Consider the following 11724-nt stretch of genomic DNA (forward strand, 5'->3'; position numbering starts at 1 on the left):
GCGGCATCAACCTCGAGGACTCAAGGCTCCCGAGTGCTTCGAGGTCGAGGAGCAGTGCCGGGCCCGGATGAACATCCCGGTCTTCCACGACGACCAGCACGGCACGGCGATCATCGTGGCGGCCGCCGTCCTCAACGGCCTGGAACTCGCCGGCAAGAACCTGTCGGACGTCCGGATCGTCACCTCCGGCGCGGGCGCGGCGGCCCTGGCCTGCCTGAACCTGCTCGTCTCGCTCGGCGCGACCCGCGAGAACATCACGGTCACCGACATCAAGGGCGTGGTCTACAAGGGACGCCCGGAGCTGATGGACCGCTGGAAGGACATCTACGCCCAGGAGACCGACAAGCGGACGCTCGCCGAGGTGATCCCGGGTGCCGACGTGTTCATCGGCCTCTCGGCCGGGGGCGTGCTGAAGCCCGAATACCTGAAGGAGATGGCCGAGAAGCCGCTGATCATGGCGCTCGCCAATCCCTATCCGGAAATCATGCCGGATCTGGCCGAGAAAGAGCGGCCGGACGCGATGATCTGCACCGGCCGGTCGGATTTCCCGAACCAGGTCAACAACGTCCTCTGCTTCCCCTACATCTTCCGCGGCGCGCTGGATGTCGGCGCCCACAAGATCAACGAGGAGATGAAGAAGGCCGCCGTGAAGGCGATCGCGGGTCTGGCCCACGAGACCACCTCCGATGTGGTCGCCCGCGCCTATGGCGGCGAGGCCCGGCCGTTCGGGCCGAAATCCCTGATCCCCAGCCCCTTCGACCCGCGGCTGATCCTGCGCATCGCCCCGGCGGTCGCCAAGGCGGCCATGGATTCGGGCGTGGCCGGCCGGCCGCTCGCGGATTTCGATGCCTATGTCGACAGCCTCGACCGGTTCGTGCACCGGTCGGGCCTGATCATGAAGCCGCTCTTCTCGAAGGCGAAGGTCGAGCCCAAGCGCGTGATCTACGCCGAGGGCGAGGACGAGCGGGTGCTCCGCGCCGTCCAGGCGATCGTCGAGGACAAGGTCGCGCGGCCGATCCTGGTCGGCCGTCCGCGGGTGGTCGAGACCCGGCTGAAGCGCTTCGGCCTGTCGATCGAGCACGGCCGCGACTTCGAGCTGATCGATCCCGAGGACGATCCCCGCTACCGCGCCTACGTGCAGACCTATCTCGAGGTCGCGGGCCGGCGCGGCATCACGCCGGACGCGGCCCGCACGCTGGTGCGCACCAACAACACCGTGATCGGCGCCATCGCGGTGCGCCGGGGCGAGGCCGACGCGCTGATCTGCGGCCTGGAGGGCCGGTTCGAGACCCGGCTGCGCATCATCCGCGACGTGATCGGGCTCGCGCCGGGCGTGGAGCAATGCGCGGCGATGAGCCTCGTGGTGACCCATAACGGCGCCTACTTCCTGGCCGACACCCATGTCCGCCAGAACCCCACCGCCGAGGAGATCGCCGACGTGGCGCAGGCCTGCGCCAGCCATGTCAGCCGCTTCGGGATGACACCGAAGATCGCGCTCCTGAGCCATTCCGATTTCGGCCAGTCGGATTCGCCCTCCGCGATGAAGATGCGCGACGCCCTCGCGCTCCTGCAGCGGCGTGACCCGGAGCTTCAGGTCGACGGCGAGATGCAGGCGGATTCGGCGCTGAGCGAGATGGTCCGGGAGCGCGTGCTTCCGGGGTCGCGGCTGAAGGGCGCGGCCAATGTCCTGATCTTCCCGAATCTCGACGCGGCCAACATCGCGTTCCAATTCGCCAAGGTGCTGGCGGATGCCCTGCCGGTCGGCCCCCTGCTGATCGGGCCGGCCAAGCCCGCTCACATCCTGACGCCCTCGGTGACCGCGCGCGGCATCGTCAACGTCACGGCTGCGGCCGTCGTCGAGGCTCAGGCGGACGAGGCCGTTTCGGCCAGGGTCGAAGAGAGCGGCGTCGGCATGATCTCCGAATGAGGAACGCCGGTCGACGGCCGCGAGCGTGGCCGTCGATTTGCTTACCGCTCCCGCGGTTACGAAACCATCGGGAGAAGACGCTATGTGCGCGGGCGACGATCCAACCTGCCACGCCTTCGAGGAGCATCGCCGCCGGTTCCGGCGGGATCTGGAACCGGAACGGCGCGCGTTCCTGAAGAGCAGCTTCGCGGCGACCGGCGCCGCCGCGGCCTTCGCGGCGGGCGGCCCCTCGCTGGTGAGCCCGGCTCTGGCCCAGGCGAGCGGGGCCAAGATCGCCGCCACCGCGCATTATCACCTGCCGGCGAATGCCGAGACCGTCCATTGGGGCTTCTTCAGCCGCAGCCTCAAGCCGAAGGTCGAGATCGGCTCAGGGGACTTCGTCACCATCGAGACGCTCACCCATCAGGCGAGCGACGATGCCGAGCGGATGATCCAGGGCGATCCGGGCGCCGAGAGCGTCTATCTCTGGACCAAGGATAAGATGGGCGTCTCGCCCCGTGGTGCCGGCGCCCTCGACGCGAAGATCGGCCCCGGCGGCGGTCAGGGCGTTCATATCTGCACCGGCCCGGTGGCGATGCGCGGCGCCGAGCCCGGCGACGTGTTGGAAGTGCGGATCCTCGACGTGGCGCCCCGCCCCTGCGCCAATCCCAAATACAAGGGTCTCGCCTTCGGCAGCAACGCGGCAGCCTGGTGGGGCTATCATTACAACGACCTGATCACCGGCGATAAACCGCGCGAGGTCGTCACGATCTACGAGGTCGACGCCACCGGCGAGCGCGACTGGGCCCGGGCGGTCTACAGCTTCCGCTGGCCCGGGGTCACCGATCCGTTCGGCGTCTCCCACCCGACCATCGACTATCCCGGCCTGCCGGTCGATCATTCCAAGACGCAGAAGACCTACGAGGTTCTCAAGGGCATCCGGGTACCGATCCGTCCGCACTTCGGCACCATGGGCGTCGCGCCGGCCGAGGCCGACCGGGTCAACACGATCCCGCCGAGCTATACCGGCGGCAACATCGACAATTGGCGGATCGGCAAGGGCGCGACGCTGTACTTTCCTGTGGCGGTGCCGGGCGCCCTGTTCTCAGTGGGGGACCCCCATGCCAGCCAGGGCGATTCCGAATTGTGCGGCACCGCGATCGAGTGCTCGCTCACCGGCACCTTTCAGTTCATCCTGCACAAGAAGGCCGACCTGCCCGGAACGCCGCTCGAAGCGCTCGATTTCCCGATGATCGAAACCCGGGAAGACTGGGTGCTGTCGGGCTTCAGCTACCCGAACTACCTGCGCGATCTCGGCCCGGACGCACAGACTGCGATCTTTCAGAAATCCTCCATCGACCTCGCCATGCGCGACGCCTTCCGGAAGATGCGCCAGTTCCTGATGCACGCGAAGGGGCTCACCGAGGACGAGGCCATCTCGCTGATGTCGGTGGCGGTCGATTTCGGGATCACGCAGGTCGTGGACGGCAATTGGGGCGTCCACGCCGTGGTCAAGAAGGCGATCTTCTCCGATCGGGTCGCCTGAGATGCGGCGACGCCCCGATCACGGACGGCGTCGCGCTCCTCCAGGTCATCTCCGGGCGATCATGCGCGCGGAGAGGCCGATGTCGATCGAGCCTGCGCAGGGAAACCGGCTCATGCGGCCTTCGCGGTTCCGGCCATGGTCATCAGGCCGGTGATGACCCGATAGGTCTCGGACCATGCCTGTCGGATCTCCGGCGTGAAGTCCGAGCCCAGACCCTGTTCCAGGGTCCACAGCAGCGCGGCGCCGACGGGCTCGTAATGAGCCTGCAGGGCGCCGTAGCCGACGTGCCGATCCCCGAGGTCGCGCACCGTCGCGACCAGAGCTTCCGGCTTATCCAGGTTCGCCACCGTCAGGGCCAGCATGGCCATCAGCTTCCGCTTCTGCGCGCTCATATCGTTCGGGAAGAGCGAGCGGACCTGGGGGGCGGTCTCGAAGAGGCGCCCGTAGAACAAGTCCGAGGCGGTGTCGCCCAGCGATTGCACCTTCGCGAAGCTGTCCTGCACCAGCCTGACCTGCGCGGCCGAAACGGCGTAGGACACGCGGACGCTGGCCAGGAATCGTCCGACCTCGGCGGTCAGGTGCTCGGACTGATTCGACAGGACGGAGGCCGCATCGAGAACCTGACTCGCGGCCTGTCCGGTGCTCTCCGCCGCCTGAGCGACGCCGGTGATATTGCTGGTGACCTCCCCGGTTCCGACGGCGGCTTGCCCGACGTTGCGCACGATCTCCTGGGTCGCCGCGCCCTGCTCTTCCACGGCCGCCGCGATCGAGGTCGCCACGCCGTTGATCTCTTGGATCCGGGCGGTAATCGCCCCGATGGCTTCGACCGCCTGACCGGTGGACGCCTGGACCGCCGCGATCTGGCCGGAGATTTCCGCCGTGGCCTTGGCCGTCTGCTCAGCCAGTGCCTTGACCTCGGAGGCCACGACCGCGAAGCCCCGACCGGCGGTGCCGGCGCGGGCGGCCTCGATCGTGGCGTTGAGGGCCAGCAGATTGGTCTGCTCGGCGATCGATGAGATGAGCCCCACGACGTCGCCGATTTTGTCCACGGCGCTGCTCAACTCTCGCACGCGCGCCGCGGTCCGATCGGCCTCGGCCGCAGCCACCTGCGCGAGCTCCGCCGAACCATCGGCCTGACGCCCGATCTCCTGCACGGATGCACCCAGTTCCTCGGCGGCGACCGCGACGGTGTTGACGTTCTTGGACGCCCGCTCGGCGGCGGCCGCGACCGTTGCCGATTGTCCGGCCGTCTGCGTGGCGGTCGCGGTCATCGTCTGCGCCGTCACCTGCAGTGCGGAGGCTGACGTCCCGACCTGGCCGATCATGCCGCCGACCGCCTGCTCGAAGCGCTGGGCCATCTGGCGCAGGCTCTCCCGCCGCTGGTCATCGGCATCCAGGCGCGCCCGCTCGGCCTCGACCTCCAATTCGCGGGTGCGGGTCAGGTTGTCCCGGAACGCTTGCACGGCTGCCATGATCGGGGCGAACTCGTTCCGATACGCGGCCACGGGAAGATCGACCGTCGTTTCGCCGGCAGTCAGCGACCGCATCGCGCCGGCGACGATCCGGAGTGGCCGCAGCACGCCGCCGACCAGGGCAATGAGCCCCAGGACGACGAGCAGCGCGGCCGCCAGGAGGGCTGCGGCATTGCGCAGAACACCGTGGCGCGCCAAGTCCGAAAGGGTCTCGGCGCGGGCGACCATCTCGTCCAGGGCCGAATCGGCGAGATTGACGATGGTCATCTGCTCGGTGGTGTTCCGTCGCCGCACTTGCTGGAACGTGTAGGGCGCGGGCCGCTGCTGGCTCAGGGCATCGAAGATCGTTTTGGCCCCGGCGGCGGCCTCACCCTCGAAATTGTTGTGCTTGGCCTTCTCGAACGCCGCGCGCGCGGTCTCCGACAGGTCGGCGGCAGCCTCGCTCGTGTTCAGCCAGGCCGTCCGGACCTGAGCCCGCTCCTCGGCCGCGGCCACCGTCTCGGGAAGCGACCAAGAGGTTCCGGCGGCCAACGATGTCTGGACCCGCAGGGCGACGTTCCCGATCGCGACGCGGGTCGTCCAGGCGGACCGCTTGAGGACGAGATAGCGCTGCAGGATCGCGTCGGATCGCGGGATCGCCGCATCCACGGCGTCCGTGGTCGCCGTCAGCGCGTCGAGCAGTTCCTGAAAGGCGGTGAGGACCATCGGCAGCAGCGTGGGGTCTCGCTGCGCCTTCGGGACACGCAGGGCGGCATCCACGCGGGGACGGAGCGCGTTCACGGCCTCCTGAGCCGCATGGAGACGGTTGAGCGTTGCAGTCACGGCGGGCACGTTCTGGTCCCGCAGCAGGTCCAGGACGACCTTGAGGTTTGTGATCATCGCCTCGCGGTTCGTGGCGATGGCGGCGAGGCTGTCACTGTCGGCGACGTCCTCACCGCCGAGGGTAAGAGAGGAGCCCCGTTCGAGCCGTACTGGAAGAATCGTCTTGAGCAGGTGCCGGCTCGCGCGGGACAGACTGACGGCTTCCCGGGCCTGCTGCGCCGTCAGGTGTGCAGAGACCAGATTATCTCCCGAATAGCCCAGAAGCATAACGGCCATTACAATTATGATTGTGAGCATTATTGCTCTGATTGAAAATTTGCCGAGCAAATTCATGCCGATTTATTCCAAGATCGTTTTGGGAGAAATTTATTCCAGCCTCTTAGCGGGAAACTCTGCCGATTGAACGCGCTAAAAATGAATCATTGTTGGTTTGACGAGGTCGTATTGATAATTACAACTGTTATTGAGCGGCCTTATGAGCAATTCTGGCCTATTCGAAATTGAAAACGAAAAAATGAAATCTCAAGAGATGCCATATCTAGCGAAATGCTTCGCTGTGTCGTGCTCGTTCTCAGGGGGAATGCCCATCGTGTCCGAGAATCGGCCTGCGCCGGTCTGCCTGTCTTCGGAACTGCTGCCTGCGAGGCCTGGGTCGCGGTGAGGCGTATCGCGCGTTCGCGACGAGGGCGCGCAGGAACGCGACGCGCCGCATTCCCGAGGGCGAAGAATCCGCCGCGTTGCTCACCCGACCTGCGGCGGCGGACTCGTAGGTGCGCTGTCGCTCCGTCCGGTCTCGGCCCGGATCAGATCAGATGGATCCGCCCGTAATCTCGACGCGCCCGTCGAGCCCGATAATGCGTCCGAGACCGCGAACGCGGTTCAACAGGCGGTCGCCGCTCAAGGCCTCCCAGGCATGGGGCAGCCGCAGCACCACGCGGCCGTCTTCGACGGCCAGCGGTGCCCGCCCGAGGGCACCGTCCATGCCGGCGGAGATCGGGAAGGCGACGCGGAGCAACGCGCCCAGCAGACGGGCCCGTTCGAACAGGCGCGGACCGGCCACACTCCGGAGCATCGGGTTCGCCTTTTCCGGGGCGAGCCCGGTATGCCGAAGGGAAACCGCCAGGGCGAGATAGGCCCGCCCCGGATGGTCGACACCGACGAACGCCGCGTTCTGGATCACCGCGATGCTCTGCTCGTCGCGATAATCGGGATGTGCCCGCCAGCCGACATCCGACAGCAGGCAGCCCGCATGGCGCAGACGGCGCTCGTCGGCGGTCTCGTGACCGTCGAGGGTCGCGACGAACTGGTCCGTCCAGGCGATCAACTCTTCCCCGTGGCGGGGCGAGCGCGCCCGGAGAACATTGAACTCCGACGCCGAGGCCAGAAGCGGGTCGAGCAGCCGGGTGTCGCGGTCGAGCTGCTCGAACAGCAGGCCCTCGCGGACCCCCGATGCCGAGATCGCCACCTCCCGCGGGCGTCCGACCCGGATGATCTCCTCCAACACGACGGCGCCGTAGGCGAGCAGCGGGCGCCGTGCTTCCGAGATCGCGTCGACGTCCTGCAGCAGCGCCACATCCGTCTGCTCGACGACCTGCAGGAAACTCAGCTCGTCGCTCGGCTCCACCGCGTAGCCATGCATCACGTGGACGGGGTAGCCGCGGGCCGCCTGGTGAAGCCGCGCGATCGCCCGCCAGGTGCCGCCGACCGCGTAGAAGGTCCGCCCGCGCAGGGTCTCGAGCTGCGGCGCGGCCTTGCGCATATACTCGCGGACGATCTTGGATGCTTTCTTGAGCGAGCCGCCGGACAGATCCTGGAGGGCTAGGCCGCCGAGGGGCATGGTCACCCCTTGACCGACCACGGTCCCGCGAACGTCCACGAGTTCGAGGGAGCCGCCGCCCATGTCGCCCACGACCCCGTTCGGCGCGTGGAAGCCCGAGACGACGCCGAGCGCCGACAATTCTGCCTCGCGCCGTCCGGAGAGCAGCTGGATCTCCTGGCCGCAGGCCGCCTCCGCGGCGCGCAGGAAATCCGGACCGTTCTCGGCGTCCCGGGCCGCCGCCGTGGCGAGCACGAACACTTGGCCCACGCGCATCGTCTCGCACAGCACACGAAACCGCGCGAGGGCGGCGAGCGCCCGGGTCACCGCCTCCTCGTTCAGCCGGCCCGTCGTCAGGACGTTGCGGCCCAGACCGCACAGCACTTTCTCGTTGTAGAGCGGCGTCGGTGCCCGCGTCAGGCCGTCATAGGCGACGAGCCGCACCGAATTGGAGCCGATATCGATGATTGCCACCGGCTGATGCGCGACGCTGCCGATCGTCTCCGCATCATGCGCGAGGGTGAGGTTGGCACGAGGGCTGCCCAAGCGTCCGAGTCCTTCATGAGCCCAGTGCGCCTGCCGGCGCGCCGTGCGGGAGGTTTAGCCCAGTGTCGCTGCGCGGCGAAACTCAGCTGCGCTGCGCGCGCCGGCTCAGGGCGCGCGGGCTCGACTTCTTCGAGGCCTTGCCGCGTCCCGAGAGGCTGGGGTTGGTCATGAAGTACTTGTGGGCATTGAACGGCTCCTCGCCATCGGCCGGCTGGATCCGCTCGCAGCCGCCCGAAGCCAGCAGGCGCCAGCTCTGACGGTTGTCGAGCAGGTTGGCCAGCATGATCTGATCGAGCACCTGCTGATGCACCGTCGGATTGGTGATCGGCAGCAGCGCCTCCACGCGGCGGTCGAGGTTCCGGCTCATCAGGTCGGCGGAGGAGATGTAGACCGTGGCCTTCGGGTGCGGCAGCCCGACGCCGTTGCCGAAGGCGTAGATGCGCCCGTGCTCCAGGAAGCGCCCGACGATCGACTTCACCCGGATCGTCTCCGACAGGCCCGGGATGCCGGGCCGCAGGCAGCAGATGCCGCGGACCACGCAGTCGATCTGAACCCCGGCTTCCGAGGCGTCGTAGAGCGCGTCGATGATCTGGCTGTCGACCAGCGAGTTGCACTTGATCCAGATCGCCGCCGGGCGACCCGCCTTCGCATGGGCGACCTCCGCGTCGATGTGCTCGAGAAGGCGATTCTTCAGCGTCAGCGGCGAGACCGCCATCCGCTCGAGCTCCGCGGGCTCGGCGTAGCCTGTGATGAAGTTGAAGATGCGCGACACGTCCCGCGCGATGGCGGGGTCCGCCGTGAAGAAAGACAGGTCCGTGTAGACCCGTGCGGTGATCGGGTGGTAGTTGCCGGTGCCGACGTGGCAGTAGGTGACCAGCTTGTCGCCCTCCCGACGGACCACCAGCGACAGCTTGGCGTGGGTCTTCAGCTCCACGAAGCCGAAGACCACCTGCGCGCCGGCCTTCTCAAGGTTGCGCGCCCAGCGAATATTCGCTTCCTCGTCGAAGCGCGCCTTCAGTTCCACCAGCGCGGTGACGGACTTGCCCAGCTCCGCGGCTTCGGCGAGCGCCGCGACGATCGGCGAGTTGGACGAGGTCCGGTAGAGCGTCTGCTTGATCGCGACCACGTTCGGGTCACGGGCGGCCTGCGCGAGGAACTGCACCACCGAATCGAAGGATTCGTAGGGGTGGTGGACGATGAAATCCTTCTGGCGGATCGCCGCGAAGACATCGCCGCCGCTCTCGCGGATGCGCTCCGGGAATCGGGGAATGTAGGGCTTGAACTTCAGGTCAGGCCGGTCGATCCCGACCACCTGGGACAGCTCGTTCAGGGCGAGCATGCCCTCCACGATGAAGATCGCGTCCGCGGCGATCTCCAGCTCGTCGGCGACGAAGCTGCGCAGATCCTCCGACATGCCCGCCTCGACCTCGAGCCGGATCACGACGCCCCGGCGCCGCTGCTTCAGGGCCGTCTCGAAATGCAGGACGAGGTCTTCCGCCTCCTCCTCGATTTCCAGATCGGAATCGCGGACGACGCGGAATGCGCCGCTGCCCTTGACGAGGTAGCCCGGGAAGAGCCGCCCGGTGAACATCCCGATCACCTGCTCGATCGTGATGAGCCGCGCCGCGGTCTCGCTGTCGCTCACCGGCAGGCGGACGAAGCGGTCGATGACGCCGGGCAGGCGGATGAGGGCGCGCAGCAGCCGTCCGTCCTTCGGACGCACCAGCATCAGCGCGATGGTGGTGCCGAGATTCGGGATGAACGGGAACGGGTGGGCCGGATCGATCGCGAGCGGCGTCAGGACCGGGAAGACGTGGTTGAGGAAATACTCCTCCAGCCACGCCGCCTGATCGGCCGAGAGGGCGGCGGGCTCGACGATGTCGATGTCGGCGGCGTGCAGCTCCGCGCGCAGTTCACGCCAGCGGGCCTGCTGGTCGGCAGCGAGGCGCGAGACCTCCACGCCGATCCGGGCCAGCTGCTCGGACGGCGACAGGCCGTCCTGCGACGGGACCGTGATCCCGGCCCGCACCTGATCGATCAGGCCGGCCACGCGGACCATGAAGAACTCGTCGAGGTTGTTGGCCGAGATCGACAGGAAGCGGAGACGCTCCAGCAGCGGATGATTCGGGTTGGACGCCTCCTCCAGAACGCGCCGGTTGAACTGCAGCCAGGACAGCTCGCGGTTCACGAAGCGCTCCGGCGAGTGGCGGAGGGACCGCCCGGCCTCCAGCACCGGCTCGCGGGCCGCGCCGGCAACGGGCTCCGCCGGAGCCGCGGCTGCCGGCCACTCGTCACTGGCGTCGGCCGCGGCTGCCGGAGCGGCCCCGGCGGCGATCGAGTCGGTCTGCGTGCGCCGGGTCGCGGGCGCGCGCCGCGCCGTCGGATTGGCCGCCGCGCGCCGACGGGGCTCGGCTGCCTCGTCGGCGGCGTCGCGGTCCACGGGCTTCTGCGTCGATTCCATCCCCGATCCCTGTCTCTACGCGTCGCTCCTCGCGGCGGCGGAGCGTGTATCACCCTAGACCGGCGGCCTTCACGACAGTTTCGTGACGGCCGCCGCATTCCGCGTTCAGCCGGCCGGATCGGGCTCGTCGTCCAGTCCCATGCGCCGCAGGACCGCCAGCGCGAGCGGCCGGCTGATCCGGCGTCCGCGCCCGAGGGCGTCGCGGTCGAGCTCGGCGACGACGTCCCGGGCGCGGCCCAGCGACCGGTCGATGCGCAGGGCCAGCGAATCGATCACCCCGAGATCGACCACCAGCTGACGGTCCACGAACAGCTTGACCAGGACCGCCCGCAGCAGGGCGTCGTCCGGCGCCTCGATGGCGATGCGCGGCGCCAGCCGGAGCCGCGAGCGCAGGTCCGGCGTGGCGAGGCCGAGGGCGTCGATCCCGGTGCCGCTCGTCAGCAGGATCGGGCAGGCGCGCTCCCGCGCCCGGTTGAGCAGATGGAACAGCGCCGCTTCGTCGAGCCGTTCCGTCCGGTCGATATCCTCGATGACCAGAGCGCCGTTCGAGATGAGGTGCTGGATCGCGTCGGCCCCCAGCTCGGCGGCCGGGAGGGTCCAGGCATGGGCGCGCTCCGCCCAGATCGCCGCGAGATGGCTCTTGCCGCTGCCCGAGGGACCGGTGAGGACCAGGACACTGTCCGGCCAGTCCGGCCAAGCCTCGATCAGCGCGTAGGCGGCCTCGTTGGCCGGTCCCACGAGGAAATCCTCGCGCCCATAGCGTGGGTCGAGGGGCAGGTCGAAGGCCAATTGTCGGGGTGGTGCGTTCTCGCGCATGTGTCGCCCAGGATCACCCCCCGCCCGTGGAGGTCAAGGCCGCAGCGTCTTTGCCGTCGTGCTCGATCAAGATCGGCTGTCCGGCATGGTAGAGGCGGCTCTCCAGATAGCGGGCCAGGGCGAAGCGGACGAGCACGCCGATGGAGGCCGCGATCGGGACAGCGAGCAGCAGCCCGACGAAGCCGAACAGCGTGCCGAAGGCGAACAGGGCGAACATCAGCCAGACCGGGTGAAGCCCGGTGGAATCGCCGACGAGCTTCGGCGAGATGACGTTGCCTTCGAGAAACTGCCCGACGAGGAACACGCCCACGGTCAGGCCGAGATACAGCCAGTCCCCGG

The 11724-nt window shown here is 68.2% G+C and carries 6 protein-coding genes and 1 pseudogene; 2 read left to right on the plus strand and 5 right to left on the minus strand.

The genetic code is table 11. The annotated features are described in order from the left end of the window. Both I53_RS11840 and I53_RS11845 read left to right on the plus strand, forming a co-directional pair. A pseudogene (locus I53_RS11840) lies at positions 1-1927 on the plus strand (NADP-dependent malic enzyme); the annotation flags it as partial. An 82-nt stretch (positions 1928-2009) separates the two neighbouring features. After that, complete coding sequence (locus I53_RS11845) at positions 2010-3452, plus strand: acetamidase/formamidase family protein (RefSeq protein WP_043350875.1); 1443 nt, start codon at positions 2010-2012, stop codon at positions 3450-3452. A gap of 110 nt (positions 3453-3562) precedes the next feature. Here I53_RS11845 and I53_RS11850 read toward each other — a convergent pair whose 3' ends face one another. The 5 genes from I53_RS11850 to I53_RS11870 all read right to left on the minus strand — a co-directional run. Then, on the minus strand, positions 3563-6022 hold the full coding sequence (locus I53_RS11850) for a methyl-accepting chemotaxis protein (RefSeq protein ID WP_251982304.1): 2460 nt from the start codon (positions 6020-6022) through the stop codon (positions 3563-3565). Between the two features lie 532 nt (positions 6023-6554). Further along, on the minus strand, positions 6555-8108 hold the full coding sequence (gene ppx / locus I53_RS11855) for an exopolyphosphatase (RefSeq protein ID WP_043350880.1): 1554 nt from the start codon (positions 8106-8108) through the stop codon (positions 6555-6557). Between the two features lie 82 nt (positions 8109-8190). Beyond that, entirely contained in the window at positions 8191-10569 is a 2379-nt protein-coding gene (locus tag I53_RS11860) for an RNA degradosome polyphosphate kinase (RefSeq protein WP_043350883.1), read from the minus strand. A 105-nt stretch (positions 10570-10674) separates the two neighbouring features. Then, a complete protein-coding gene (locus tag I53_RS11865; protein ID WP_043350885.1) occupies positions 10675-11385 on the minus strand; it encodes a hypothetical protein in 711 nt (236 codons plus the stop codon). Positions 11386-11398: 13 nt separating this feature from the next. Continuing rightward, on the minus strand, positions 11399-11724 hold a 326-nt coding region (locus I53_RS11870; protein ID WP_043350887.1), incomplete at its 5' end, for an AI-2E family transporter.

It is taken from the genome of Methylobacterium sp. B1, from assembly GCF_000333255.1.
GTDB classification, from domain to species: domain Bacteria; phylum Pseudomonadota; class Alphaproteobacteria; order Rhizobiales; family Beijerinckiaceae; genus Methylobacterium; species Methylobacterium fujisawaense.

Bases quoted from the DNA above. Each gene is read 5' to 3' on its own strand.
- I53_RS11845 (WP_043350875.1), top strand. From the start codon at position 2,010: ATGTGCGCGGGCGACGATCCAACCTGCCACGCCTTCGAGGAGCATCGC.
- I53_RS11860 (WP_043350883.1), bottom strand. From the start codon at position 10,569: ATGGAATCGACGCAGAAGCCCGTGGACCGCGACGCCGCCGACGAGGCA.
- I53_RS11850 (WP_251982304.1), bottom strand. From the start codon at position 6,022: ATGGCCGTTATGCTTCTGGGCTATTCGGGAGATAATCTGGTCTCTGCA.
- I53_RS11865 (WP_043350885.1), bottom strand. From the start codon at position 11,385: ATGCGCGAGAACGCACCACCCCGACAATTGGCCTTCGACCTGCCCCTC.